The following is a 24910-nucleotide window of genomic DNA, read 5'->3' on the forward strand; positions in this document are numbered from 1 at the left end:
CGGTGCTGTCGGGGGTTCTGTCGAGTTTTAATTCAGTTCTGTCAAAACCGCGCTCACGGTCGTTCGTGCAGGTCAACGGCTTGCACGGGGGGTTGTGTCAGTTCTGTCAGCGGTCTGGGGGTTGTGTCAGGCTCCGCGCGCGATGCGGGGGTGGGTCTCGTAGCGGGGCGAGGGCGGTCGACCGCCGCGACCGGTGCGCGGGGGCGGTGGCTGCTGACGGATCCAGCCGTGTTCTTCGAGCAGAGACAGGGCGGGGTCCAGGTCGCCGATGGCGGGGAACTCTGCCCGGCGCAGCATCCGGAACAGCTCGCGCTTGGTGAACTGCGCGGGGTTGCTGGAGACGAGCTGCGCGAGGACGGTCACCGCGGATTCGTGGGCGGGGTCGGCGCTCATGACGCTGAACACGTCCAGGGCGTGCGCGGTGAAGTAGACGCCCAGCTCGGTAGCGGCGGCCATGGTCGACGCCTCGATGGGCTTGTGCCACCCGTCCTCGGGGTGAGCGGCGAGGTGCAGCAGTCCGGCGATGCGGGCCACGGCGCCGTCCCGCTTGGACGCCCATTTCACGATCGGCGCGAAACTCCCGTCCGGACCAAGACGCGACTCGGTGACCTTCTGAAAGGCCAGGAGGACCGCGTCGGCTTCCGGGGTGAGCTGGATGAGGGCGGGGTCGGTCCAGTCCGCCAGAGCGAGCGTCAGACCCGCCAAGTGCTTGGCGTAGGTGGCGGCCACCTGCTCGTCCAGCAGGGCGGGTGTCAGGCTGCGGTAACCGACCAAGGACAGGGGCTTGGAGTAGAGGAAGCGTGCGAGGAGCCCGCGGCCGTCGGCTCCGTCGATGCGGCTGAGTGCGTCCAGGACTTCCGGCTGGACCGCCAGGCCGATCGTGACCGCCGGTGAGTCGACGTGCTGGGCACTGCGGCCCTGCCGGTTGACCCGGAGCATGTCTCCCGCGTGGCCCTTGAGGAACATGCCCATGTTGGGCTTGCCGGTGTAGCGCCCGGCGATGATGTCGAACAGCTCCCCCTCGGCACTCAGGCAGGAGATGCGCCCGCCCTGCTCGTCCAGGAGCGTCCCGACGTTTTCCGGCGTCACGTCGTCCGCGACGAGTTGCGGTTCGGCGGGAACCCTCATCTTGTCCGCGTCCTGGGCCAGTTGGACGGCTTCGGCGGTAAGGGTGTCGCGGTGTTCGGGCTCCGCGCTGGCCGCCTTGCCTGCGGCTTTCTCTGCTGCGGACTTGGCCAGCCGTGCCAGGGTCTCCGCCTCCGCCCTCACGGGTCCGGAGAGTTCGATGAGGGCCTTCTCCGCATCGAGCAGCGGTTGAACCATGAGGTCGAAGACGGCGGACTTGCGGTTGCCGGGGGGCAGAGCGATGGCGGTGTAGATGTTCACGGGCTCCCGCCAGTGACCGCGTACGCACACCTTGACCCGCCCGCCGGCGGCGGTGGCGAGGACCGCCAGGGCCAGGCATCCGGCGAGGTCCGCCGGGGTCTGGGTCTCCTCGGCGACACCGCGCACCATGTTGCCCAGCCAGGCGGGAAAAACTTCCACGGGGAACTCCGGGAGGGGTGGGCGGGTCCGGAGGGGTACGGGCTCGTCCCAGGCAGGGCCGGTGATCTGCTCGGGTTCGATGTGCTCGAACCCTTCCCACAGATCCGCGCCTGCGTCGTTGGTCGTCATGCGACGGTCCTGCCTTCCGACGTGGAGTTCAACAGCGGGCATGCGGTGCGGTGTTCGCCATGAGCGGCGATCAGTTGCAGGACGGCGGCACGGCCGATGGCCTGGCGCTCGTAGCCGCAGGTGCACCAGGAACGTGCGGAGGGGGTGATGCCCCAGGACGGCGGCGCGACGATGTGGAGCCAGGCCACGGGGCGGCGCCCGTCGCCCGGGTGCGGGTCAGGGCGAACAGCAATGGGGACGCCTTCGGCGACGCCCTTCGGCTCGCCCGCGGCCGGTGTGTCCACAGGCTGTGGAGCGGCGTGCGGCGTGGCGGCGGTGGGGGTGATGCTCTTCAGAGGGGGGCGGGAGGGGGCGGTCATGCCGCATCCCGCCGGCGCTGGTTGTGGGCGATGGACCAGTCCAGTGCGCTGCGGAGGGTGGCGCGGCACTGGGACCGCGGCAGTCCCACCGCCTCGCCTGCCTCCTGAAGAGCCTGCTCTACCTCGTGCCGGGGGAGATCGCCCCACGCGATGAAGCGCCCCATGGCTCGCGCCGCCCGGAACAACCTCGCTTCGCGCTGGCCGAGTTGGGCCCCGGAGACGTTGCGGACTTCATTGCCGAGCGCGGTGTCTGCATATCGGAGGGATTGTGCCGTTACGGGCATTGAGGGCGTCTGTACGGGCTTGGGGGCCGGTTTCAGGATGCTCAGCAGCCACGAGGGCAGAGAGGCCAACACAGGGCCGCTGATGGCTTCGTAGGGTCCGGCGGGGGTGGTGCTGCCCGCGGCGACGACGTAGCCGCCCCACGATCGGGTGTCGACCAACGAGGCAATGGTTCCTGCTGTGTTGGCGAGTCGCACCCCGGACGGCGCAGCGAAGTACAGATGGTGGCCGCCGCTCGCGGTCCGGGTGCGATAGGTGTCGGGGACTGCGTGACCGGTGCGCTCGCAGAGCGCCCCAAAGGTCGCCGCGCCGTCAGGCGCGTCCCCATTGCTGTGGTCCTTGGGCATGTCGAGGTCGACGACCAGCAGCCCAGAAGGACCAGTGGCGATACCGACGTTGAACGCGCCCGTGGCCCAGGTGGCGCGGATGCGGTCCGGGTCGGTCGTGGCCCGCTGTTCCCACTTGCGGTGGCCTCCCGCGCACGCTCCGGTGCGCGGGCAGGTGGCTTCCCCGTGGAGGGCCGGGCGCTTGGTGCCGGGGCGGAGCGGGAAGACGTGCCAGCCGCGGCCGGCGGCGTTCAGGGCAGCGGCGAGTAAGGCCTCTCGCCGATTGTCGGTCGGTTGCGTCATGCTGGAGACCTCCAACAGGTCTGTAGTGGGCTGGTTGGCAAGGGCGACCCCGAGTTCTTTGGCGAGAGGTGGGGGTCGCCCTTGGCGTAGCTACTGGTTGTCGGACCAGCGGGCGTATTCCTGGCGGACGTAGCCGCGCGGGTGGGCGAGCGTGGCCGGGTGCTCCGGCCCGTACGGGGCGCCGCTGTAGTCGCCCTCGGTGTCCTGGTCGATCTCGATGAGCTGGCGAGCGGCATGGGCCGCGATCTCGTCCGTTCCGTTGCGGACGCCGTCAGCCTCGTGCTCCAGCGCAATGCGGTCCAGCAGGGCGGCTTTGCGGAGCCAGTACTCACGGTCCACGTCGTCCCCGTGCGGGCTCTCGGTCGCCGTCCTGGCCGTGGAAGCGGTCCACGCGATCTCGTAGGTGATGCCGGGGGCGGTGGCGTAGGCGTCTTCCGGCGCTGGCCATGCCGTCGGCCCTGCCTCGGTCGTCTCGGGGGTGTCGTTGAGCAGTGCGGCGGGGTCGGGGTGGAAGGCTTTGGTGTAGAGGCGGACGCGGTGGCCGTTGTGGGCGGGGCGGCGCTGGATGGGGTCGCATTCGAACGCGGCGGTCAACGCGCGGGTGATGTCCTGCTCGTCGGCGGGGTCGCAGATGATGCGGATGTCGAACACGGTTCTCCTCTGGGGGTGTTCAGCCGTGGAAGTGGTTGCGCTTGATGACGGCTTTGCGGATGTTGACCGTGGTGGCGCCTCGGTGGCCGCTCGCGCCGAAGACCTGCACGGCGACCCAGCCGCCGAAGATGACCGCGGCGAGAACGATGAGCTGGTGGATCAGCGCGGCGAGTGCGGCGATGAACGTGGTCAGCAGGACCAGCCCGCCGCACACGGCGCCGAACCCGATGCCCCCGAGCGCGATGTTCACCGCCGCGCGGGAGATGGTCGGCTTGGCGGCGACCGGTTCGGGCTTGGCGGGCTCGATGGCGTAGCCGGTGACGACGCGTCCGTCCGGGAGGACGACGGACGCGACCGCCGGCACGGTGTGCGGCTGGACGGGGGTGAGGGGCGCTGCGTACGGCGCCACGGTGGGGGCGATCGGGGTGGGATGGTGGACTTCCGGGGCCCGTACGGCGGGCGTCCGGTCGGTGGGTTCGGGGTACATGCGGAATCCCTTCCGGTGCTCGGTTGGGGAGGCAGGGACACCCCCTACCGGGGTGGGTGTGGAGGGGGTTTTCGGGGGGTGACCTGGGGCGCCTCCCCGCCTCCCCGAAACGGTGTTTTCGCTGATCAACGTAGGGGAGGCGGTCCGGGGAGGGGGTTGGGGAGTTCTCCCCGCCTCCCCGGGCCGGACGGCCTTGCCTCCCCGCTACTCGGCGGCGGAAGCGGAACCCTCGGCGTCGCGGTTGGCGAGCGCTCGCAGGACGTGATCGCGGTGGACGACCATGACCCCGTGCGACTTTTTCGGCTCCTCGCCGTGCTCCTCCAACAGGCTCTTGAGCCGGTCGTTGGTCCACTGGTCGCCGTAGGTGCTCGGGTCCAGGGCGTGCAGCCGCTTCAGTACCTCGTTGGTCCGCAGCCGGGGCGCGTCGCCGAGGACGGCGGCGACGTCGGCGAGCGCGTCGCGCTCCTCGCCCCGGTCGACCGCGCGCAGGGTGGCGACGCCGTCGCGCAGGGCCTTGGCCCGTGCGGCGATCTCGGCGGCCGGCTCGTCGTCGATGAAGTGGGTCCGCACCGTGATGGACGCCTGCCCCGCCGGAATGGCGATCCCGTCGGAGGCGACCACAAGGGTTCCCTTGTCCAGACCCTGACGCAGCAGGTGCGGAGCGGCGCCGGCGTTGACGGCCTTGGCACCGAGCGCCATCTCAGCTTGAGACTCGGTTCCCACCACGAGGGAGGCGCGGGTGTGGGCACCCTCGCGGACCAGCTTGGGAAGGTTCTGGTCGGTGGGGTCCTGCGTTCCCTGCCACATCAGCACGTCGACCGCACGGCCCTGGTTGTGGATCTCACGGACGGCCATGAAGTACCGGGACGTCGCCTTGGACCCGCCGTAGGGGCGGCCGTCCTCGCCCTTGGCCGGGCACATGAACGCCTTCTGTGCTTCGTCCACCAACACGATCAGCGGCGGGAAGACGATGCTCGGGTCCTTGCGGCGCGCCTCGATCCGCCGGTTCATCTCCTCCACCGCGTCCTCGGCCATCTCGGTCGCCTGGATGCAGTGGTTGTCGGCAGGGCCCTCGATCAGGACTTCGGCGATGCCGTCGAACGGGGCCCAGTCGCCGATGCCCTTCAGGTCGGCGATCCAGAACTGCACGGAGCGGTCCAGTGCCAGCCACAGGGCGAGCGCGCGCAGGGCGGCGGTCTTGCCCTGGTTGGACAGGCCCGTGACCAGCAGGTGCCGCTGATACAGGCTGATCGCGGCGGCGTCGCCGCGCAGGTCCTGCCCCCACGGGGCCTTACCGGTCTTGTAGTTCGCGGTCATCGTCTCGTCGGTGACCAGCGGAGAGGGGCCGATCGGCTCATCCAGCGCCCCGGAATCGGCGATCCACAGCCGGACCGTGCGGGCGGCCTCAGGGATGGTGATGAACACCTCGTGCTCGTGCCGGGTGAGGTTCTCGGCGAGCTTGCGGCGCTTGGCCTGCACCTCGTTCGTCGCCACCCCGGAGGGCAGCGTGACGTCGACTTCCACGCCGCATCCGGCGATCCGGATCGGGCCCAGCATGGAGGCGCCGGCGTCGCCCATCTCCTTGATGGCGTTGCGCAGCGCGGGCACCCCGAGGTCGCGCAGGGCCTTGACGACGATCGAGGGGGTGATCGGCTCGCCCTCGCCGTTGCGGACGTTGGCAGGCAGCGCCCATTGGGGGGCGGCTTGCTGCTTGCTGCCGACGGTCCACAGGGCGAGCAGGGCGAGGAACGGGCCGATCGTGAGCGCAGGCCCCCATACGACCTGCACGATCCAGATGAGCAGGGCAATGAAGTCGATGGTCGCCCGGAGCGGGGTGATGACGTCGGTGACGTCGTGGTTGTTGATGGCCATCACCACTCCGAGCGCGACCAGCACTCCGATGCTCACCCCGGTGCCGACGGCAATGCCCTTGGCGGCCTCTACGGGCGAGTGCAGCAGGTCCATGCGGCGGTGGTGGCGGGCGGCGCGGAAGCGCTGCAACCGCTCCTCCCACTCCTCGGCCGCTTCCAGGTTCCCCGCGACTTCCGCCGTACGGATCATGCGCTCGTAGCGGGCACCGGTCTTGCCGTCCCAGGCGCGGCGGGCCACGATCCGGCCCCCGTTGAACGTGTAGAGGCCATGCCGTGCCACCGCCCGAACCGTCGTCTTCGTGGTCTCGTGCGTGACCGCGCTCTTGACCTTCCGGCCGGAGCGCACCCACAGCGGGACCGGGGGCGCCGGCGGGGCGTCGGGCACGACGGTCAGCACCGTGGGCGCCGCGGGGTCGGTCGGGGGGTCGGTGGGCTTGTGGAGGTGAACGACGTTCTCAGACATGCTGAGGGTGCTCCTGACTGCCCCTTTGGGGCGGGAGTTGTGGAGGGCGCCGGGGTGGCCGTGTCCGTGGCAGGGGGCGGTCACCCCGGCGGGTTGTGCGGGCTGGTCAGAACCAGCGGGAAGACTTCTTGGTGGCCTTGGCGCGGGCGGCCTCGGTGATGAGGCGCTGGCGCTCGCCGTGCAGGGCGGTCAGTTCCGCGTTCAGCCGCATCTCGGCGGCGGACCCGGTGGTGTCCATCTGCTCCTCGGCGTGGCTGGTGCTGCGGCCGCGGGAGGCGCGGTAGGCGCCGCCGGCCAGGGCGCGGGCCATGGCGCGGCGTTCCGAGCCGTTCAGCGGCCACCACTCGCCCCGGCGGACGGCTTCCAGCTTCTTCTGGGTCTGCTGGATCTCGCGGTCCAGACGGCGGATGTCGGAGTTGGCCATGGTCATCCCTTCCGGGGGTAGGTGTGGCCGGCGGGCGGCTGGTCGCACCGGTTGGCGTACAGGGCGCGGGCAACGGTCTGTTCGAACTGGTCCGGCTCGCGGTCGGGGGGCAGGGAGTCACCGAGGGCGGTCATCAGGCCTACGGTGCGGGCGCAGTCGTCGGTGGCGGTCTCACGGCGGACGCTCATCAGGCCCCCGTCCGGGCGGAGTCGTGGCTGTCGGGGTGGGCGCACAGCACGCACATGCCGAGCGAGCGCGGCATGCAGTAGCTGTAGGTGAGGCGGCATTTGGGGCAGGTGCGGCGGGCGAGCATCGCCAGCGCGAGCGCGCCCCATTTGCGGGAGGTCATCGGGCGCACGGGCTTGGCGAGGTCGATGCGGTAGAGGTAGGCGACCCGGACGTTTCCGGCGCGCCGGTTGATGCGCATGACCTGCGCCGCGATCGGCTGACCGCCCGGACGCAGCCCCCGGGCCCGTAACTGTCGGCGGGTGGCCAACTGGTCGTCGTCGGGGGCGAACTTCCAGGGGTAGGTGGGGATGCCGTAGCGGGCGCCGGACGGGTCGAAGCACTTGCCGAACGCGGCGGACATCAGGCGACCACGCGCTTCCACGCGGCCCGCAGGCGGACCTCGGATGCGGAGTGGCCGGATGCGCGGAAGCGGGTGGCCATCTCGCGGTAGGACAGGGCGGGGGTTTCGCTGTGGCGGATCTCGTCGACGAGCGCGTCGAGTGCTTCGTCGGTGAGGGCGGGCGCCGCGTCCAGGCTGAACGCGGATACCGGGTCGGTGGGTCCCCAGACGGGCAGTTGCCAGCGGGGTGTGACGTCGGGTGTGACGCGGTTCGTCACGCTGGTCAGTGCCCTGCCGGTGTCCTCACCGTCCCGTGCCGTCTCCAGCGTCGACCACGCGTCGGCGAGCGTGTTCGCGGTCTTTGCCTGGACGCGTGCGACGCGGGCGCCAGCCTCCGTCACGGCCGTCAGCCGGGTCTCTTCGGTGGTGGCTTCGGCTCGCAGTCGGGCGCGGGCCACGGCGGCTTCGTCGCGGGCTTCCTGCTGGATTCCGCGGATCGCTCCGAGGGCGTTGGGGGTGAGTGCGGTCCGTTCCCACAGTCCGTGGACCAGCCAGAGGGCCTTGGCTGCGATGGGCAGCCAGGCCACGGCCAGCCATGCGCCGGCGGACGCCTCTGCGGTGAGTGCGTGCGCTACGAGGACGCCGGCGGCGATCAGGCCGAAGGACCAGCCGACTCCGGTGACGGCGTGGCTGTGGTCGCCTTGGGCTGCGAGGCGGCGTTCGTAGGCGAGGGTGGCCAGCCATCCGCCGTCGATGCCGAGACCGACGACCAGGGCGACGGGCCACGGCATCGCCGTGCCCAGCCACATCACCACCACGGCCAGGGTGAGGACCATGGACACGGCCGTCATCGCGACGGCGGGCAGCACGGTCTTGGCTTTCACGCCGCGCCCCCGAGCGTCTCGTCGGTGGTGCGGTTGGCGAGGATGCGGTACTCGGTGAGCACCCGGGCGAGGGCGCGGCGCACACGGCGGGTGTCGACCTCGTTCGGGGTGTGGTCCATGGCGATGATCTGCGCGTCGATCAGGTCGACGTCCGCCAGGATCAGCGGCATCTCCGACTCGATCGCGGCAAGCTCAGCGTCCGTCGGATCGTTCCAGTCGGCGAACGCGGTAACAGCTTCCTGAACAGTGACGATGTGGTCCATTGGGTCGTGTTCTCCCTAGTCGGTGGTACGGCCCGAAAGCGGCTCCGGTGTTCCAGCACCGGAGCCGCGCGCCGTTAAGGGTGAGAGCCGCACCCGAATGGTGCGGCGGGCCGCAGAGTTGCGGCCGGCGCCCCGGGCCGGATTCGATCCGACGCCCTTCACGGCAGGTGGCCGGGGCTGCCCGCGTCAGAAGCGGCGGGAGATGGTGCCGTGGTTGTCGCCCTCGACGACGGTCATGCCCTTGCCGGAGAACGTGCGCCGGCCGGTGTCCTTGCTGTCCGTGCCGGTGTCGCCATCGTGGATGTCGCCGTTCATCGCCACCGGGCCCGTATTGCCCGAGATGACCGTGCCGCCGATGTCGCCGGTGTGGTCGTCGTTGACGATGATCGTGTTCTTGCGGGCCATGTCTGCTCCTTGGATGAGAGCGGCCGGTGATGACCGCAGTGCCCCGGGCCGGATTCGATCCGGCACCCTCGCGGCCCCCGTCGCAGCGCGGCGGGTCCGAGGCGAGAGCGGGCGGTCAGCGCTGGACGACGTCCTTGCCGAGGTCGCGGTGCCGGACGGTGACGTCATGGCCCGCGTCGCGCAGCAGTTCGGCGAGTGCGCGGGCGAAGGTCGGAGCCCGGTGCCGGCCTCCCGCACAGCCATCGGCGACCGTGACGGTTCCGGCGGACGGGCCGGACGCGAACGCGTCCACCGCCGCGGCGGTGGCCAGCACGAGGGCGGCGATGCCCGGGGTGGATAGCACCGCCGCGCGTACCGGCTCGTCGTCCGCGGTCATGTACCGCAGTTCCGGGGAAACGTGCGGGTCGCGGAAGTGGTGGCGCAGGTCGACGGTCAGGTGCGCGGCGGGCGGCTCGTCGTGCAGGTAGCCGAACGAAACGATCTCAATAGCAGCAGTCATGAGGGGCTCCTAGGGGGCGAAGGGGGCAGTTCCGGGCTCCCCTCACCCGCCCCGACAGTTCGGCGGGGCGGGATCGGGCAACCGGCAGCGGCGTTCGGCCGCTGAGCCGATGGAGACGAGGGGTGGGCCCTCGTGAAGGTGCTGCGGACTTCAGATCACTCAATGCCAGTCACCGACCCGGAGGGCGGATCCGGGCGGGCCACCCGACCCGACGTGGGCGGTCGGGGTGGTGACCCGCACCCATCGACCACCCGTGTTCGGGTGGCTGGGTCGGCACTCTGTTGAGTTCTCAACCAACGGGCGTTTCCTTCGTACTCGCCTCTACGGGCTTTCCTCTGGGCGCTGTCGGAGCAAGTGGGCGCACTTGAAGGTGTTGCACCACTTGCTCAGCTTGTTGGTACAAGCTGATAGGTGATGCTGCACCCACGGACAGTGAGACGTCAAGGGGTTAGCAGCTACATGTACCAACAAGTGGTGCGAGTGCGTCATGATGGGGTCATGAACAAGCAGCCGAAGTACCGGCAAGTCGCCGACGTCCTGCGCCGCGAGATCGACAACGGCATCTACGCGCCGGGTGCGCGGCTGCCCTCTGAGAACGACTTGCAGCAGCGCTTCGACGCGTCCAGGAACACGATCCGCAACGGGCTAAGCCTGCTGGTCAGCGAAGGCCTGATCACGTCCAGCCAGGGGCTTGGATACGAGGTCAAGTCGCACGAGGTATTCGAGCTGAACGCGACGCGGTTCGAGAATCTGACCTTCCCGCAGAACGGCGACGCCTACAGCACCGACGTGACGAACGCTGGGCGGCGGCCTCACCAGACATTCCGCGTGGAGATGCTCCCGGCTTCGAAGGACGTCGCTGAGCGACTCAAGGTCCCGGCAGGTACGAAGGCGGTATTGCGGTTTTGTCATCGCTATGTGGACGACGTTCCGTGGTCCACGCAGGCGACCTACTATCCGTCCTGGCTCGTCGAGGCGTCGCCGCGACTGGCTGAGCCGGGAGACATTGAGGAAGGCACGACTCGATACCTTGCCTCGCGAGGCATCGAGCAGGTCGGGTACTTCGATGAGATTGCCGCTCGGATGCCGACACCGGAGGAAGCCCGACTACTGGAGATCGGAGCTGGCGTGCCAGTGATGCTCTGGACGCGTACCGGCTACTCGGTAGACCGTCCGATTCGGTGCACGATCACGACGTTCCGAGGGGACCTGAACCGCATGAACTACGAGATTGGCGAGCTGTCCGCCCGAGGCGAGAACGCGTGATCATCACTCCTGCCGAACCGCACGATGTGACCAAGCTGCTCGACTTTCGCGAGGAGGCGGCAGCCTGGTTGCGGGGTCTAGGGTCTGACCAGTGGAGCCGTCCGTACCCCGCCGACAAGCTGTTGGCCACGATCGAAGCGGGCACTGTGTTCATGCTCCGGGACGGGCATACGACCGCTGGCACGATCACACTCACCCCGGACGCCGAAGAAGGGCTGTGGACGGACGACGAACTAACCGAGCCGTCGATGTTCGTCAACAAGCTCACTATCGCTCGGGAGTACGCCGGCCAGGACCTCGGTGGCCGGCTGCTCGACTGGGCCGGCGACCGTGCGCATCGCGCAGGCGCGCAGTGGCTCCGCCTGGATGCCTGGACGACGAACGAGGCGCTACAGCGGTACTACGTCGCACACGGCTTCAGTCACATTCGTACCGTCCACGAGGGCGCGGCAGTGAATGGTGGGCCCCGCGTATCCGGGTGGCTCGCGCAGCGTGCGGCACGGTCAGCCGATCACGGTTTCTCAGACCGGTCACCTACTCCCGAACGACTCCGATTTGCTGCGTGATTCGAGCGCCAGCGAGACCCCAGACTCATTTGCCTGGGGTCTCGGGGCCTCACGTCACATCAGACGGTTAGAGCCTGCGGGAGTGCGAGGTAGTAGGGCTCGCTCCCGGTAGGGCAGGCTACGGCTGCACTGAGATAGGGATATCAACCTGCGGCTGCAAAATTTCTAGCTGACCGCTATAGGCACGTACAACCTTGTTGTAAATGTCCGCATCTGCGGATGTTGTGAGAGTGATCACAAGGGCGTACTCGACCTTCTCCGTATGGATTGCGGCGAGCTGTTCAAGTCTTGACAGATACCTGACGTCAAAAACTGGCCGAAGGAGTGAAGATGCCCTCTTGGTTAGGATCTTATGCTTTGTTGTCTCCCACTTGTGCGCCCCCTTCCGCAAATCGTTCTCCGGCAGGAAGTCGCTCGACCTGAAGAATGGTGCAGTCGCAGGATGCATGCTGTCTTCGTTGTTGAATTTCTCCGCGTGAGGTCGAAAAACGGGTTCGATGGCACTCCCCGTGTATGTACTCGGGCTGCGTGAGTCTGTCGGAGAGTTGATGCAGTAGGTGGCACTGATTATGACATTGCCCGTCCGTGCATCCTCGGGCAGCGGGATAGGCATGCGCATCGTCTGCCCCGGCTCGATGGTTCCCTGATACAAGACTCGAACGGAGTTTGGAGGGCAAACTACGAAGGCTTCGATTTGGTCAGGGACCCTTCCCCAGCCAGCCTCATCAATAGGGACATCTCCGCGCTCGGTGCAGTGTACGAGAAGGGCCCGAAGGGCAAGGGGTTTAATGTGTCCGCCGAAGTGCGCTCGGATACCCGCGGCCATCCTGAGTGCAGCAGGGGCTGCAAAACTCGTACCCATCGCCGACAGCGGAGCATCTCCATTTCGCGGCAGGAAGATGAAGGGTTCGTACTGGGATCCTCCGAAACTTAGAACGTCCGGCTTCACCAGGCCAGGTGAGCGTCCTGGACCGATTGCGCTGTATCCGGCTCGATCCCAGTTCTTTAGCTTACTATTGGCGGATCCCACAGCAAGGGCGTTCACGCAGTCGGATGGAACCTGAACTCGCGCGTTGCCCGAAGCCCAATCATTGTTCCCATTATTTCCGGCTGCCAAGGTCATGAAGGTCTGGCCATGGGAGAGATACTCGTCCAGCACCGCTGTCCAAGGGTGCACTTCGTCATCCTCAATGGGGAGTTCTGGTCCGAGGCTGAGGTTAACGAAGTCATAGTTCTTTTCCTCCAATACATCGCGAATGCGATTTAGCGCCGTATAGAGGGCGTAAGAGTCCTCTTCCTCGTCGTCGAGAATCCGATAGTGATCCACGCTATTGAAGGGGCGGGGCGCGATTTCTCCAGGATTCAAGCAACCAAAGAGGGCGGCCGAAGTCACCATGTGGCCGTGATCAACACACTCTTCCACTACCGGCCCGACCCCGGGGGCGTCGAAGGACTGAGTCCATTGGCTCATAGGGCCACTGGAGGGCAGTCCGCCGTCGAAGATGGCCATACGGATAGAGCCGTCGATTACGGGCTCATCCGGCACTTCAATCGGCGGCAGTTCGCCGACCGAGAGGCTTCGCTCGACGGGGTGCAGGGTGCGCAGCCTCGGCATCGGGCGAACGACTCGAAGGAAAGAGAACCTGCTCAGCTCATCGAGTTCTTCTGTATGGGCAGCGATGGGCATGAAAATAAGCCCCGAGACCGGGATGCTTCTGTCGAGGTCGGCTGACACTCCACAGGCGCGAGCCCATCGCTGGAAAGAACGAAGGATGGCATCACGGTCCACGCTTGGAATGTGCAGACCTACCTCGAAAAGTGACGAGGTTTGAGGGAGCGGCATTGTGCCGCGCTTCTTATCTGAAGCGCCAGGGGCACGGAATGCTTCCATTTTCTGAAGGGGAGACCCCTCCGGGAATGCACCGGGTGACTGCAATAGATCGGCCAGATGCGTAAATGACTCCCGTCGCCCCGAGACGAATATCTCGGTCGTGTCCATGGCTACGGGCTCACCCTGACGCGTCCACTTTTCCGGGGTGATCTTGGCGCCTCGCGACCCGATGTAGGAAAGTCCATTATCCCGAAGAAAGTCGCCTGGATGGTAGGTCTTGGCGATGAACTGGGGGTGCAACGTAACGAGCCCTACCGTCTTTCCTGACGGGCAGGCCTCGGCCGGCAACGAATCGAATGCCCGCACCGCTGCCTCGACTTGAGGGAGAAGTCGTTGCCGAGCTTCCTCTGCCGTGTATGGCAGTTCGGGCGTTGCGCCGCCCGGAGGTGTTGCCACTGGAGCGACGAGACGCTCGCCGTGCCCGAGTAAGAAGTTGCGCTCTCCAGCCATGTTCTCCCCCTACGCGTGCTGCTCTTGGTCCGCTCGCTGCTTGCGGCGAATCGTGTCGCGACTGACTCCCGTCAGCTCGCTAGCCCCCCTCTGCGAGAGACTTCCATCTTGCACTAGATCAAGTGCTACCTGAAGACGTTCGGCGTGGTTCATTTGCGTCATGCGTTCCTGCCCCATACTCAACAGGATGTCGAACGTGTGTTCGTTACTCAAGGCTGCCTTCCTGCGAGCCGTCATAACGAAACGCTCTGCATCGGCAAATGAGGAACCCTTCAAGATTCTCACGAGGAACGCAGTATTTCTAAGTGCCTCATTCCCGCAATAGTGGAGAAGGGCCTCCTCAAGTTCGACTGGGCCGGGAAGGGGGAATTTGACCGCTAGATCAAATCGCCTCCAAACCGCCGGGTCCAAGAGATCGGCGTGATTTGTGGCAGCCAACAGGAGTGAACTGGCAGGCCAGTCATCAATTTCCTGAAGTAGAACCGTTACCAGCCTCTTCAGCTCCCCGACTTCAGCCATGTCATCGCGCCGCTTGGCCACTGTGTCAAGTTCGTCCAGGAGTAGGACCGAAGGGCTTGATTTTGCGTAATCAAGCACCTTGCGAATGTTGCTTCCAGTTCGCCCGAGGTAGCTACTCATCACGGAAGAAAGGTCTAGGACGAGCAGAGGGAGCTTCAGTTCGTCTGCCAACCAGCGGGCGGCCAGGGTCTTACCCACGCCAGGAGGCCCGGTGAATAGCCCGGTGCGACTTGGCGTCAGGCCCTGTCGGGCGAGCCGGTCGGTGTTCCGATGCTCGTCACGGAGCTGCTCAAGCACTGCCCTCACCGATGGAGTCAAGACGAGTGGGACCGACGGCCCGAGTTGCTCTGCCCGGATCAGAGGAAGACGGCTGTCACTGTCGAGGGGTAGGGAGGCTGCGTTCCCGACCCCGCGCAGGGGTGTCTGCGCCGTTGGGGCGGATCGCAGCAACTCACGAAGGGAGTCGCCAAGTGATGCGTTCGTTCGTTGGTAGCGGCGGGCCATGCGTTGGACCAGGGTTTGCACGTCCTGTGCCCGCCCTGCCATCGCAACCCTCGCAAGGTGGACTATATCTCGCTCATATGTTTCAAGTTCGTCCACAGGGCTCATCACGGTCCTCTCCACCATGGGCATCAGACTAGCGCCTGGTGGGCTAGTTTTTAGGGATCAGGGAGCAACTAGTCCAGTGCGCGTCGCTAGCATCAGTCTCTCGTATGGCACTGACAGTCGCGAGTCGCCTACCCCGTGTTCGAAGCACAGGTGTTGGATTCGGCTGTGGCTGGGCATACGTGATTGCCGCCTGTGGTGCTCAGCGAGCGGCAAGAAGGCTCGCCCTCGCGGTGCCTCACGCCGAGGCGGACGGTGCGGCCAGCGGACCACGGATCTGCGGACCAGACACCGGCTCCTGCATCGCGCGCAGTGAGCGTGAGCGAGGCTTGGAGAATTCCTGGAGATGATCTTGCGACGGGATCCCTGATGCGCCAACGGAGAGCGATGCTCCCCAACGCCCTGACCTGCATATTTGACCTAGAGAGGTCGTCGTAGCTGTCGTGACACGTGGGCCGTCAGGCGTCTGGCTGCCAGAACCCGATTGGTCTTGATGCCGGTCTCGTCGTGCCTCGGTGCCTGTCCCGGAGTGCACGGGCAGGCACCGAAGCAGGTGTGTCACTTGAGCTTCGCTTCATGCAGGCGGCGCGCAGTAACTGCAAGGAGGCGTCGAAGCTTCTCCTTGTTCTCGCCGTAGGTCTTGAGGGCGTGGCAATTTGGGCACAGAGCGATCATGTTCCAGGGGACGTCAGGTCCGCCTTTGGCCAGGTCCTTGACGTGGTCAACCTGAAGGATGGGCAAACCAGCGGTGGTCCGCTCGGTGGGATGACCAGCGCACTCAGGGCTTTCGCACCTGTTTCGGCAGCGCTTGATGACCGCCGCTCTCGCGCTGGGGTCACGCAGGTACTTGTCGACCAGCGTGGGCTTCTTCATCTGGCCCCGACGCTCGGCCTTCTCCTCTGCCTTCTGCGCCAACCGCCGGTACGCGTCCTCGTCGCTCTCCCCCGTGCTGGGCACGTCTGGATCGACGTCGCTGGGGCGGTAGTCGCCCGTTTCGTCGTACAGCTCCCCCGTATCAATCTCCAGTGCCTCAACAACCTCAAGAGGCCAGGTCTCACGCTCCGGGGAGGGGACAGGTGCCAGGACCCAGAGGAACTCGCGGCGAGGCTGCTTGTCAGCTCCGGTGCCCCAGCGAAGCCGGCGTTGCACGATCACAGCCCAGGTTTCGAAGCTGAACTCCCCCTGAAACGGTTTGTGCCAGTAGCGCAGCGGGCGACCAGCGCTCTGATGCTCGGCCATGAGCTCGTTGCCGTCAGTGAGCTTCTGGTCGCCCGAGAGGCCATCGCCGACGTAGGCGATCCAGTTGGTATCCGGGATGCGTCCGTCGGCGTAGGGGCCCTTGTCGTCCGAGAAGGCGCTCAGGATGCCGTCGGCAAGGCAGCCGATCCCCGCCATCTTCTGTCCACCGTAGGTGGACCAGATGGCCTCGCGGTCTTTGAAGGATTCCCCGAGTAGAGGCCGTAGAGCATCGGGCCACCTGCCGGCGAGCAGCTCGTGGAGACCGAAGTCTTCCAACAAGCCTGTCGGCAGAGGGTGGAAGTAGCGAAGGATCAGCCCCGCCGCCGCTGAGGCTGCGGCATCAGGGTGTGAGCGGAGCAGATCGTAATCGTCCTCGCGCAGGCCGCCAGAGGGGTTGGCCTCGTTCAGGGATTCTAGAGTGGGGCGCCGTCCCCGGCTGGTCAGAGTGAGTCCCTGTCCCTGCTCAATGGTCCAGAGCTCATCGCGGGTGAGAGCCCAGAACGGGTAACGGGCCCCATCCGAACCGTCTTCGACCTGGCCGTACTTCACCATGAGCGGAGCGACGGCATCACGGATGGCCGACCACGACTGCATTCGGGGAGCTCCCGCCACGGCCTGCCCGATCGCCCACAGGAGAAGAACCGGGCGGTGCAGAGCAGGGCCCGTCGCACGACGGGCCGGCCGGACATCTCCCACTCGCCGGTGGAAGGACTTGGGGAGCTCTACGACAGCGAAGCCCTCTCGTCGCAACCAAGCCACTGCGTGCTTGAGGCCGCCACTGAGCCCTGGGGCAGAGGGCTTGAGCGCTACGCCGAAGTCGTACTTGTGGGCGACGCCGGCTATCGCTTTCGAGTCGTACAGTTTCCCCTCGTACTCAAGGAGGTACGCAGCCGCGGCGCGGTAGCCGTAGGTTTCCCGGAACGCCTCCCTGCCAAGCCGGTCATGCTCTGCAATCGCCCACAGGATGCCTGCGCGAGTGATCTCCGACGGTGCCATGAGCGACACCGTAGACCAGAGCACTGACAGCGCTTCTCGGTTCAGGAGCCCGCAGCTCGGGCGGGCGATCCGCACGGACGGCGAGGCGCCCGCTTCGCGGCCGGATCTATGAGCCCGACGGCATGTGCCTCGTGCTCATCGCCGCTCCTGAGGAGGTAACGGGGCGTGATACGCAGTTGGTCCGTGCCGGCTCCGATCGGCACGGACCAAACCCCCTACTGGTCCAAGAGGAAGTCGACGGCGCAATTGATGCGCTTGGCGAGATCACCGAGGGTGTATGGGGCACTAGGGTTCAGCCCGGAGAGGTCGGACAGGCCGTACTGAACGCGGCGGTGGTGAGCGCCGATTCCCTGGAAAATCCACGGCACCATCTTGACCATGCGGACGTCCGTCCTCCCTGCAGTTACGAACCAGCCGCCGGGAATAGGGAAGAAGCGGTCGAACGCCTCAAGAGCCATCGGGATCTCGTCAGCTGGGATGCCGGAGTACCTCGACATCCACTCGAACTCTTGCTGTTCCCGGTCGTCAAGGTAGAACCCTCCCCAACCCCAGAGAAGTTGCTGCCAGAAGGTTGCGTAGCGGCGGAAGTTCGGCTGCTCGCGCAACCAAGCGATGCCACTGTGGAACGTCGCTGGCAGGGCGTGGTACGTCAGTCCCTCAAAGAACCACGTCTTCCCGTCTTCCGACATCCCGAGCTCGGGGGCCCCGTCAGGGTGCGCAAGCGCGTAGTCGACCGCCGACTTCAATATCGAAAGCCGGGCGCGGTGCTCAAGGTAGGAGCAGGCTTGAAGCTCCGGGGACTTCCCCTCCAGCATGGCCTTGTAGCTTGCGCTGCTGGGATTCACCGACTGCGGATCGAACGCTCCTCCGTCCAGTTCGTGCGCATAGCCGCGCGTCAACTTCGGATGCTCGCTGTACGCCTCGTACAGCATCGCCAAAGACTCTTCCGGGGCCCGCGCGAAGAAGGTGCCGTTGTTGATCTGGCGATGATAGATCTTCGCAGCCTTGGCCCCTTCCTCTTTCTGCTTCCTCGCCCGCTGATGGAGAAGCTTCACGAATCGGCGCTCCACACCGTAGGAGTGCTGCCACAGTTCGATGAGCCCCGGCTCTACGAAGGTTCCGAAGCCCTTCTGCGTGAAGTGCGCTGGGGCGGCCTTGAAGTCCTTGAAGCAGACGACGTTTAGCCCCAACGGCCCCATCCGGCTCGGAGCAGTCTCACGCTTGTCCCACTTGGTGATGAAGAAGGCGCCACGATCGATCTTCAGGTACGTCATCAAACCAATGACCTTGAACAGATCGGTGTAGCCCCAGCCGCCCCCCTTGACTTCGATCAGCTGCCGTACGGCTTCTTCATGCGTGTAGTCCGTGGAGACGATGTCGAGCTCAAGAAGGTCCGCAGGATCGGACTCCACAAGTTGCTTCTCCACAAAGTGGCCCGACGCCTGGAACAGCGCGGCGACGTAGTCCTCAAGTTCCTCGCCGGCACCTGGGATATCCGGCAGTTCCACGACCCGTCTACTCATCAACAACCCCCCCTGTACAGCGGGGATTGTACCTACGAGGCAGACAGCAGGGGAGTGGACTCTCCCACGTCGTCGCCCAGTCGAGTCCGCACAATGGCACCCGCACGAGCCCATGACGCAGCCTGCCCTGGAGAAATCCTGGAGACGATCTTGAGCTAGGGACCCCCAAGCGCCAACCGATACCGACACAGCCCGACGCTCTGACCTGCATCTCTGGCATGAGAACCAGGTCGGCGATCTTCCAGGGCCTAATTCGGGACGAAGAGGTCGTGGGTTCAAATCCCGCCACCCCGACGCTGGTCAGAGGCCACTGGGTAAATTTACCCAGTGGCCTCTTTCATGCCCGGGGGGCCAAACAGGGGGCCAACGGGTTCGGGTCAAGCCCCGAGCGCGTCCGCCACTCCGTCGTCATCGGCGAAGATCTCGTCCATCGCTTCGGCCCCCTCAGTGATCACCGGGCGAAGTTGCTTCCAGTAGACCGCTTCCGTCGTCGCCTGGCTGCTGTGACCGACCAGGAGCGCGATCCGCTCCAGCGGGATCCCATGATCCGAGAGCAGGGACACGAAGCTGTGCCGGAGCTCCCGCGGCGTCCACTCCGGCTCTAGTCCAGCCTTCTTCACGATGGCCTTGAAGTCGCGTCTGACGTTGGCGGCGTCGAGCGGCTCGCCGCTCCGGGTCGTGAAGACTCGGCCGGCCGGACTCCACTCCATCCCCTTCGACGCTCGCTCCTGCTTCTGCCACCTCAGATGCTCTTCGAGGACCTCGACGACCTGCTTCGGCAGTGCGATGGTCCGGCGGCTCTTCCTGGTCTTGGTTTCGCCGTGCTTGCGCACCGAGCGCCACACCGCGACGTGGGGCGGCACGCCCTCCTGCGGCGACAGGTAGACGTGATCCCAGGTGAGCGGTCGCGCTTCCTCCGTGCGAACGCCGCTGAGAAGCGAGACCACGAGATAGGCGTACAGCCGTGATCCGCGCGCGGCGGCCAGTACAGCCTTCGCCTGCTCCAAATTCAGAGCTTTGCTCGGACGACCGGGTCGCCCCTCCGGCACGGTCACCAGAAGCGCCACGTTCCGCACGGCCTTGTCCCTACGCTGAGCATGCTGGATGGAACGGCGCAGGACAGCGAGCAGGTCCCGGAGGCTCCGAGTCGCAAGCCATTCGGCCCTGTCGTCCAACCAGTCGTCGACGTCGTCCGCGCTTAGGTCCTTCAGCTTGGCCTTGCCGATCAGCGGAATCAGGTGCTTGTTCGCCAGCGTGCGGTTCTTACTGACGGTCTGGTCATCGCGCCCCTTCAGGCCGCGTTCGAGCCAATCGTTCACCGCTTCCGCCACGGTGTAATTGGCGGGCGACTTAACGCCGGTCTGCATCTCCTTCTTCAAGTCCCGGATCTTCGTCCGGACTTCGGTCTTCGTCTTGCCGTACACCTTCGGTCGGCGGCGCTTGCCATTCGGGGCGTGTCCCAGAGAGACAGCCCCCACGAATCGGTTCTTCGCCGGGTCCCAATAGATCGTGTCCTCACCGTGGCCTGCCCTGCGGGCGCGCTTCGGGGTCTCGGTCATGCTGCGGTGCGCCTCCAAGAAGCAGGGCCGCACCCTGAAGGGTGCGGCCCTGCTGAGATGGGTGGTGGGGAGTTCAAGCGGTGGCTTCTGCCTCGCGCTTGAGGAGTTCGACGTACTTCGCGATGTACTCAGGCGGCACGAGTCGGCGACGACCGATGCGAACGGTCTGGAGTCGTCCGAGACGTATTTCCTCGTAGACCATCGAGCGGCCGATCCTGAGAGCTTTCGCGGCCTCTTCGGGCCGGTAGAGGAGTTGTTCAGCCAGTGCAGTGGCGGTGCTCATGCGGTGGTGTGCCTCCTCGGCGGGGAGTCGGGGGCTCGTGACCCCCTCCCGTCAGGTCCGCTACATCCGCTACCGCCGCTACCGCGCAGGTCAGGGGCCTGTTCGAGGTAGCGGGAAGGGGTAGCGGTAGCGGCGGGGTAGCGGGTGGCGATGCCGGTTGCCGCTACCCCGTCGCTGCTGGTCAGGCGGTGTTTTCCATGCCGGGTAGCGGAGGTAGCGGACTTTCCGGGGGTGGGGGGCAGTAGCGGGCCCATGCGTCCCAGAGATCTGCGGCGTAGTAGCCCTTGAGGACGCTTCCGGCGGTCTTGATGTTGCGGGAGGCGATGGGCTCGGTGTCGCCGGTCATGTACTCCGAGAGCATCTTCGACAGGCGCCGGCTGTCGAGCGGCTTGCCCTGGAGATCGGCCCATGGAGCGTCATCGAGGGCGTTGAGGCGGTCGAGGATGGCGATGGTGGGCAGGCGGTCGATGCCCACCATGACGTGGTCGCGCAGGTCGGTCAGCAGTCGGATGCCGAGACTGCCTTTGTCGTTGGCCCTGGATGCGGTCACCAGCGCGACGCATGCCTCGCGTGCCCGTTCGGGCCAGTCGCCGCTGGCTGCGTCGGCGATGGCGAGCAGGGATTCCCACACGTCGGCGGGCCGGTCGGTGACGCCGTCGGGCATGTCCGGCCAGGCGCCCATGACGAACCCGCGGGCGTGTTCGGCCCATTGGGCGAGGCGGTCACGCAACTTGTGTCCCTCCGCCTCGTGGATGCGGGCCCGGAAGGCTTCCACACGTTCGTTGCGGGCCCGCCGGCGCATGCGGATGACGATGGAGCGGGTCATGATCGTGTCGGGCAGGTTGCCGAGTCCGGCGACCGCGACCCCGCAGTACGAGGGGAAGGCCTGGACGGTCTGGTTGCCGCCGTCGCCGATGCACCGGTAGGTGACGCCGGTGCGGCGGTGTCCGGCGTTGAGGAACCCGCGCAGTTCCTCGTTGTCGCCTGCCTTGGGGCCGAAGACGGTGTCGATCTCGTCGAACAGGATCGTGGGCCGACCGTTCGGGTTGGACACGGACCGGAACAAGGCGGCGGCGGACGCGTTGACGGCCGTCATGGGCTCGGGAACGAGGGTTTCCACGACTTCCAGCGCCCGGGACTTGCCCGATCCCGGCTCCGGGGAGAGGAACGCGAGGCGGGGGGTGGAGTCGAAGCAGTCGAGCAGGTGGGCGTGCGCGTCCCACAGCGCGACGGCGACGTAGGCGGCCTCGTGCGGGAAGACGTTGAAGCGGCGGTGGAAGGCTTCCACCTCGTTGAGCAGGGCCGCTCCGTCGATGGACGGTTCGGGGGTGGTCATGCGGCGGTCCTCCCTTCCTGGGGAGTGCGGAGCGGGCATTCGTCGCGGTGGGTGGTGTGGTCGCCGATCAGGGCGAGCACGCGGGCTTTGCCTACGGCGCTGCGGTCCCAGCCGCACGCACACCTTGAGGTGGCGGTCGGGACGGCGCCGCGCGGGACGCAGATGTGCAGCCACGCGATGGGGTAGCGGCCGTCTCCGGTCTGCGGGTCAGGGCGAACGGCAATGGGGACGCCTTCGGCGACGCCCTTCGGCTCGCCCACCGCCGGTGTGTCCACAGGCTGTGGAGCGGCGTGCGGCGTGACCGCAGTGGGGGTGATGCTCTTCAGAGGGGGACGGGAAGGGGCGGTCATGCCGCGTCCCGCCGGCGCTGGTTATGGGCGATGGACCAGTCCAGCGCGCTGCGGAGGGTGGCGCGGCACTGGGACGGCGGCAGTCCCACCGCCTCGCCTGCCTTCTGAAGAGCCTGCTCTACCTCGTGTCGGGGGAGGTTGCCCCACGCGATGAAGCGCCCCATGGCTCGCGCTGCCCGGAACAACCTCGCCTCGCGCTGGCCGAGTTGGGCCCCGGAGACGTTGCGGACTTCATTGCCGAGTGCGGTGTCCGCGTATCGGCGGGATTGCACCGTTACGGGCACTGAGGGGGCCTGTACGGGCCTGGGGGCCGGTTTCAGGATGCTCAGCAGCCACGAGGGCAGAGAAGCCGCCACGGGGCCGCTGACGGTTTCGTAGGGTCCGGCGGGGGTGATGCTGCCCGCGGCGACGACGTAGCCACCCCACGCCCGGGTATCGACCAACGGGGCAACAGTTCCTGCCGTGTTGGCCAGCCGCACCCCCGACGGCGCCGCGAAGTACAGGTGCTGGCCGCCGCTCGCGGTCCGGGTCCGGTAGGTGTCGGGGACGGCGTGACCGGTGCGCTCGCAGAGCGCCGCAAAGGTCGCCGCGCCGTCAGGCGCCTCCCCATTGATGTTGTCTTTGGGCATGTCGAGGTCGACGACCAGCAGCCCGGAAGGACCGGTGGCGATACCGACGTTGAACGCGTCCGTACCCCATGTGGTGCGGATGCGGTCCGGGTCGGTCGTCGCGCGCTGCTCCCACTTGCGGTGGCCTGTCTCGCACGCCCCGGTGCGCGGGCAGGCGGCTTCCCCGTGGAGGGCGGGGCGCTTGGTGCCGGGACGGAGCGGGAACACGTGCCAGCCGCGGACGGCGGCGGCCAGCGCCGCGTTCAACAGATGACTGTTCATGCGGCGGTCCTCCATTCGAGCCGCGCGGTGGTGTGGGCTCCGAGGAGCAGGCCGTAGGCGTGGTGGGCTTGTCGGGGCACGACGCCGTTGCCGAGGATCTTGAGTTGTTCCTTGCGGGGGATGTTCGGCACGTCGGTGACCCAGCCAGCGGGGATGCCCATGAGCCATTCCACGAACGCCGGGGACAGTCGGCGGTTGCCGCGGGCGCCGGGCTCGGTCGGGCACGGTGCGGCGCGTCCGGTGATGTGCTCCCACCGTCGGATCGCGGGCCCGTAGTCGGTACCGTCGCTCGCGATCCATCGGGCGTCGAGCCGTACGGCCTGGCCGGGGAAGTAGTAACGGCCCTGGGTGTCGCGCTGGTTGGGTCCGCCGTGCCGCCCGTCCGACGCCGCCGGGGTGGGCAGCAGGTTCACCACGAACTCGTTCAGCGGGCGCGCGTTCCTGCCGAGCAGGTTCGACGCACCCGACTTCCAGTCCCGTGCCGCCGGGGTGGGCAGCAGGCTGCGGACGGCGTCCGTCAGGGTGCTCCCGTACCCGTTTCCGTATGGCGTCCCGTCCACGCGGAAATTTGCGGTCCCGGTGGAGTCGGACGCCTTCGGCGTGGGGAGCAGGCTCACCCCTCCGGAGGTGCCGGCAGCCTGGTCACGGTGGTGCGCAGGTTCATCCCGCCCTTGCGCTTCGGGGACGTGCCGGGGCCGCCAGTGCCGTCCGAGGTGGTGGGGGTCGGCATCAGCGGGATGGGCAATTGCAAACCAGCGGTCCCGCGGGTGCGGGGCGCCGACTTCGGGGTCACCAGCTCGTAGACATGTCCACCGTGTTTTCACGTGAGAGTGGGGCCGTACGAGGGCACCAAACCGGGGGCGCATGGCTGGCCGACCACCGCTCCATCAACCTCGCGTCCAGCAGCACCCGCAGATGCCTCCCCACCGGTCGCTGCCGGTCATAGTGACTGACCAGCTGCATCATGCTCGCGGGAGTCCCGAGCGGCGCCGGCAGCACGGCCCATACAGTCCCGATTAGTTGCCCCGAGCCCGTCGCCCGACCAACCAAAGTGGTCCATCGGGCTGTCCGGCGAACTGTCATGAAAGATCGAGGATAGTTTAAAGGATCAATCCTTTAAACTCATTGATTAGGCAAAGAGGTTGTCAAAGGGGCAACGTTCTCGCGCTCGCGGGGTCGATTCGCGCTGACGGAGCACGAGATTCCGCTTGCTTGCCTACAAGGCCAATCTATAGCCAATGGCCCATATTCAATCGTCATGCTCAAGTCTCGCTCAGATCAGTCGAGTTTCCTTGACGATCACTCAGGCAGTCCGCGATTGTTCTGTTCATGCCGTTCCCGGGGGGAGCGACAACGGAGGGAACAATGAACGCCATAACTCGCGCATGCACAGCCGCTGCGCTGACCGCTTTTCTCGCTGTGGGATCCGGGGGCGTGGGCACTGCATTTGCGGAAGACGCCCCGACGCCGGTCAATGCCGACCAGGACGGGAACCCGATCCCTCAGGCACCGGACGAGGCCGACGCCGTCACCAACGGTCCGGTGCACCCGGACGGCTGCCCGCCCGACCCGAGCATCTCCATCACCAACGCCAAGAGCGTATTCGTCGGTGACAAGTCCAAGACCGTCTACGGACAGTCCGGCGTCACGCTCTCGGTCTCGGTTGCCAAGGGCCACACCTGGACCGGCACCGTCACCTATGCGGCAAAACTCAGCGAGTCGATCATCGTCGCTTCCGCCGAGGAGACCTTCGGCGGCTCGGTTTCCTACGCGAAGACCACCACCGTCACCCTTGGCGGCTCGTGGAAGGTTCCGGCGAGCCAGCGGGACGGATGGCTCGCCCTTGGCTCGAAGGGATATTCCTTCAACTGGGAGAAGGGTTCCTACAACGGTGGCTGTAAGTGGATCGTCTCGAACCACGGGACCGCCAAGCTTCCGGCACTCTCGCCCTACATCGCCCACTCGTGAGTTGAGGAC

At 66.6% G+C, this 24910-nt stretch carries 25 protein-coding genes and 1 pseudogene; 3 read left to right on the plus strand and 23 right to left on the minus strand.

The genetic code is table 11. The features are described 5' to 3' along the window. Positions 1–126 precede the first annotated feature (126 nt). The 13 genes from AQJ27_RS26565 to AQJ27_RS26625 all read right to left on the minus strand — a co-directional run bounded on the left by AQJ27_RS26565 (position 127) and on the right by AQJ27_RS26625 (position 9459). Complete coding sequence (locus tag AQJ27_RS26565; RefSeq protein ID WP_067373908.1) at positions 127–1674, minus strand: YfjI family protein; 1548 nt, start codon at positions 1672–1674, stop codon at positions 127–129. Continuing rightward, on the minus strand, positions 1671–2033 hold the full coding sequence (locus AQJ27_RS57415) for a hypothetical protein (protein ID WP_067373909.1): 363 nt from the start codon (positions 2031–2033) through the stop codon (positions 1671–1673). Before AQJ27_RS57415 ends, AQJ27_RS26565 begins: the two co-directional genes overlap by 4 nt. Next, on the minus strand, positions 2030–2944 hold the full coding sequence (locus tag AQJ27_RS26575) for a bifunctional DNA primase/polymerase (RefSeq protein ID WP_067373912.1): 915 nt from the start codon (positions 2942–2944) through the stop codon (positions 2030–2032). Before AQJ27_RS26575 ends, AQJ27_RS57415 begins: the two co-directional genes overlap by 4 nt. Positions 2945–3034: 90 nt before the next feature. Continuing rightward, positions 3035–3595, minus strand: coding sequence for a hypothetical protein (locus tag AQJ27_RS26580; RefSeq protein ID WP_067373915.1), 561 nt, complete (start codon positions 3593–3595; stop codon positions 3035–3037). A gap of 19 nt (positions 3596–3614) precedes the next feature. Continuing rightward, complete coding sequence (locus AQJ27_RS26585) at positions 3615–4082, minus strand: hypothetical protein (RefSeq protein WP_067373918.1); 468 nt, start codon at positions 4080–4082, stop codon at positions 3615–3617. A gap of 204 nt (positions 4083–4286) precedes the next feature. Next, positions 4287–6416, minus strand: coding sequence for a cell division protein FtsK (locus tag AQJ27_RS26590; RefSeq protein ID WP_067373921.1), 2130 nt, complete (start codon positions 6414–6416; stop codon positions 4287–4289). Between the two features lie 106 nt (positions 6417–6522). Next, positions 6523–6840 (minus strand): hypothetical protein, encoded by a 318-nt coding sequence (locus tag AQJ27_RS26595; protein ID WP_067373925.1) that lies wholly within the window; start codon positions 6838–6840, stop codon positions 6523–6525. Positions 6841–6842: 2 nt separating this feature from the next. Continuing rightward, on the minus strand, positions 6843–7028 hold the full coding sequence (locus AQJ27_RS26600) for a hypothetical protein (RefSeq protein WP_067373928.1): 186 nt from the start codon (positions 7026–7028) through the stop codon (positions 6843–6845). After that, complete coding sequence (locus tag AQJ27_RS26605) at positions 7028–7429, minus strand: RRQRL motif-containing zinc-binding protein (protein ID WP_067373931.1); 402 nt, start codon at positions 7427–7429, stop codon at positions 7028–7030. Before AQJ27_RS26605 ends, AQJ27_RS26600 begins: the two co-directional genes overlap by 1 nt. Next, positions 7429–8292 carry a protein spdB gene (locus AQJ27_RS26610; protein WP_067373934.1) on the minus strand — a complete coding sequence of 288 codons (864 nt, stop codon included), beginning with the start codon at positions 8290–8292 and terminating at the stop codon, positions 7429–7431. Before AQJ27_RS26610 ends, AQJ27_RS26605 begins: the two co-directional genes overlap by 1 nt. Next, positions 8289–8555, minus strand: a complete 267-nt coding sequence (locus tag AQJ27_RS26615) for a DUF6284 family protein (RefSeq protein ID WP_067373936.1) — start codon at positions 8553–8555, stop codon at positions 8289–8291. The genes AQJ27_RS26610 and AQJ27_RS26615 overlap by 4 nt, the downstream gene beginning before the upstream one ends. Positions 8556–8741: 186 nt before the next feature. Then, positions 8742–8960, minus strand: a complete 219-nt coding sequence (locus AQJ27_RS26620) for a hypothetical protein (protein WP_067373939.1) — start codon at positions 8958–8960, stop codon at positions 8742–8744. 115 nt (positions 8961–9075) lie between these two features. Beyond that, on the minus strand, positions 9076–9459 hold the full coding sequence (locus AQJ27_RS26625; RefSeq protein ID WP_067373942.1) for a RapZ C-terminal domain-containing protein: 384 nt from the start codon (positions 9457–9459) through the stop codon (positions 9076–9078). 498 nt (positions 9460–9957) lie between these two features. Between AQJ27_RS26625 and AQJ27_RS26630 the strand changes: the two genes are divergently transcribed. Next, positions 9958–10725 carry a GntR family transcriptional regulator gene (locus tag AQJ27_RS26630; protein ID WP_067373945.1) on the plus strand — a complete coding sequence of 256 codons (768 nt, stop codon included), beginning with the start codon at positions 9958–9960 and terminating at the stop codon, positions 10723–10725. Next, the gene (locus tag AQJ27_RS26635; RefSeq protein WP_067373948.1) at positions 10722–11291 is read left to right on the plus strand and encodes a GNAT family N-acetyltransferase; all 570 of its coding nucleotides are present in this window, start codon (positions 10722–10724) and stop codon (positions 11289–11291) included. Before AQJ27_RS26630 ends, AQJ27_RS26635 begins: the two co-directional genes overlap by 4 nt. A gap of 118 nt (positions 11292–11409) precedes the next feature. On the opposite strand, the gene AQJ27_RS52540 is transcribed toward AQJ27_RS26635, so the two are convergent. From AQJ27_RS52540 to AQJ27_RS26675, 10 genes and pseudogenes are all read right to left on the minus strand, one after another. Further along, on the minus strand, positions 11410–13290 hold the full coding sequence (locus tag AQJ27_RS52540) for a S8 family peptidase (protein ID WP_159064397.1): 1881 nt from the start codon (positions 13288–13290) through the stop codon (positions 11410–11412). A gap of 351 nt (positions 13291–13641) precedes the next feature. Continuing rightward, positions 13642–14778: an AAA family ATPase gene (locus AQJ27_RS26640; RefSeq protein ID WP_201264351.1), complete on the minus strand. Its 1137-nt coding sequence runs from the start codon at positions 14776–14778 to the stop codon at positions 13642–13644. 537 nt (positions 14779–15315) lie between these two features. Then, entirely contained in the window at positions 15316–16992 is a 1677-nt protein-coding gene (locus AQJ27_RS26645; protein ID WP_067374388.1) for an HNH endonuclease, read from the minus strand. 215 nt (positions 16993–17207) lie between these two features. Continuing rightward, a complete protein-coding gene (locus AQJ27_RS26650) occupies positions 17208–18500 on the minus strand; it encodes a hypothetical protein (protein WP_067373951.1) in 1293 nt (430 codons plus the stop codon). A 392-nt stretch (positions 18501–18892) separates the two neighbouring features. Further along, a complete protein-coding gene (locus AQJ27_RS26655; protein ID WP_067373955.1) occupies positions 18893–20074 on the minus strand; it encodes a site-specific integrase in 1182 nt (393 codons plus the stop codon). A gap of 73 nt (positions 20075–20147) precedes the next feature. Next, positions 20148–20357, minus strand: coding sequence for a helix-turn-helix domain-containing protein (locus AQJ27_RS26660; RefSeq protein WP_067373957.1), 210 nt, complete (start codon positions 20355–20357; stop codon positions 20148–20150). Positions 20358–20538: 181 nt separating this feature from the next. Further along, complete coding sequence (locus AQJ27_RS26665; RefSeq protein ID WP_067373960.1) at positions 20539–21693, minus strand: DUF3631 domain-containing protein; 1155 nt, start codon at positions 21691–21693, stop codon at positions 20539–20541. Then, entirely contained in the window at positions 21690–22043 is a 354-nt protein-coding gene (locus tag AQJ27_RS58825) for a hypothetical protein (protein WP_235613628.1), read from the minus strand. Before AQJ27_RS58825 ends, AQJ27_RS26665 begins: the two co-directional genes overlap by 4 nt. Beyond that, a complete protein-coding gene (locus AQJ27_RS26670; RefSeq protein ID WP_067374390.1) occupies positions 22040–22933 on the minus strand; it encodes a bifunctional DNA primase/polymerase in 894 nt (297 codons plus the stop codon). The genes AQJ27_RS58825 and AQJ27_RS26670 overlap by 4 nt, the downstream gene beginning before the upstream one ends. Continuing rightward, positions 22930–23748: pseudogene (locus AQJ27_RS26675) on the minus strand (DNA cytosine methyltransferase); the annotation flags it as partial. The pseudogene AQJ27_RS26675 and the gene AQJ27_RS26670, both read right to left, overlap by 4 nt. A 550-nt stretch (positions 23749–24298) precedes the next feature. On the opposite strand from AQJ27_RS26675, the gene AQJ27_RS26680 reads away from it, so the two are divergent. Then, positions 24299–24901 carry a hypothetical protein gene (locus AQJ27_RS26680; protein ID WP_208948607.1) on the plus strand — a complete coding sequence of 201 codons (603 nt, stop codon included), beginning with the start codon at positions 24299–24301 and terminating at the stop codon, positions 24899–24901. The last annotated feature ends 9 nt before the right edge of the window (positions 24902–24910 follow it).

It is taken from the genome of Streptomyces olivochromogenes (assembly GCF_001514115.1).
GTDB classification, from domain to species: Bacteria; Actinomycetota; Actinomycetes; order Streptomycetales; family Streptomycetaceae; genus Streptomyces; species Streptomyces olivochromogenes.

Excerpts from the sequence above, each read along its gene's own strand:
- AQJ27_RS26565 (WP_067373908.1), bottom strand. The coding sequence starts at position 1,674 with ATGACGACCAACGACGCAGGCGCGGATCTGTGGGAAGGGTTCGAGCAC.
- AQJ27_RS57415 (WP_067373909.1), bottom strand. The coding sequence starts at position 2,033 with ATGACCGCCCCCTCCCGCCCCCCTCTGAAGAGCATCACCCCCACCGCC.
- AQJ27_RS26575 (WP_067373912.1), bottom strand. The coding sequence starts at position 2,944 with ATGACGCAACCGACCGACAATCGGCGAGAGGCCTTACTCGCCGCTGCC.
- AQJ27_RS26585 (WP_067373918.1), bottom strand. The coding sequence starts at position 4,082 with ATGTACCCCGAACCCACCGACCGGACGCCCGCCGTACGGGCCCCGGAA.
- AQJ27_RS26590 (WP_067373921.1), bottom strand. The coding sequence starts at position 6,416 with ATGTCTGAGAACGTCGTTCACCTCCACAAGCCCACCGACCCCCCGACC.
- AQJ27_RS26595 (WP_067373925.1), bottom strand. The coding sequence starts at position 6,840 with ATGGCCAACTCCGACATCCGCCGTCTGGACCGCGAGATCCAGCAGACC.
- AQJ27_RS26600 (WP_067373928.1), bottom strand. The coding sequence starts at position 7,028 with ATGAGCGTCCGCCGTGAGACCGCCACCGACGACTGCGCCCGCACCGTA.
- AQJ27_RS26605 (WP_067373931.1), bottom strand. The coding sequence starts at position 7,429 with ATGTCCGCCGCGTTCGGCAAGTGCTTCGACCCGTCCGGCGCCCGCTAC.
- AQJ27_RS26615 (WP_067373936.1), bottom strand. The coding sequence starts at position 8,555 with ATGGACCACATCGTCACTGTTCAGGAAGCTGTTACCGCGTTCGCCGAC.
- AQJ27_RS26620 (WP_067373939.1), bottom strand. The coding sequence starts at position 8,960 with ATGGCCCGCAAGAACACGATCATCGTCAACGACGACCACACCGGCGAC.
- AQJ27_RS26625 (WP_067373942.1), bottom strand. The coding sequence starts at position 9,459 with ATGACTGCTGCTATTGAGATCGTTTCGTTCGGCTACCTGCACGACGAG.
- AQJ27_RS26630 (WP_067373945.1), top strand. The coding sequence starts at position 9,958 with ATGAACAAGCAGCCGAAGTACCGGCAAGTCGCCGACGTCCTGCGCCGC.
- AQJ27_RS52540 (WP_159064397.1), bottom strand. The coding sequence starts at position 13,290 with ATGGACACGACCGAGATATTCGTCTCGGGGCGACGGGAGTCATTTACG.
- AQJ27_RS26640 (WP_201264351.1), bottom strand. The coding sequence starts at position 14,778 with ATGGTGGAGAGGACCGTGATGAGCCCTGTGGACGAACTTGAAACATAT.
- AQJ27_RS26645 (WP_067374388.1), bottom strand. The coding sequence starts at position 16,992 with ATGGCACCGTCGGAGATCACTCGCGCAGGCATCCTGTGGGCGATTGCA.
- AQJ27_RS26655 (WP_067373955.1), bottom strand. The coding sequence starts at position 20,074 with ATGACCGAGACCCCGAAGCGCGCCCGCAGGGCAGGCCACGGTGAGGAC.
- AQJ27_RS26660 (WP_067373957.1), bottom strand. The coding sequence starts at position 20,357 with ATGAGCACCGCCACTGCACTGGCTGAACAACTCCTCTACCGGCCCGAA.
- AQJ27_RS26665 (WP_067373960.1), bottom strand. The coding sequence starts at position 21,693 with ATGACCACCCCCGAACCGTCCATCGACGGAGCGGCCCTGCTCAACGAG.
- AQJ27_RS58825 (WP_235613628.1), bottom strand. The coding sequence starts at position 22,043 with ATGACCGCCCCTTCCCGTCCCCCTCTGAAGAGCATCACCCCCACTGCG.
- AQJ27_RS26670 (WP_067374390.1), bottom strand. The coding sequence starts at position 22,933 with ATGAACAGTCATCTGTTGAACGCGGCGCTGGCCGCCGCCGTCCGCGGC.
- AQJ27_RS26680 (WP_208948607.1), top strand. The coding sequence starts at position 24,299 with ATGAACGCCATAACTCGCGCATGCACAGCCGCTGCGCTGACCGCTTTT.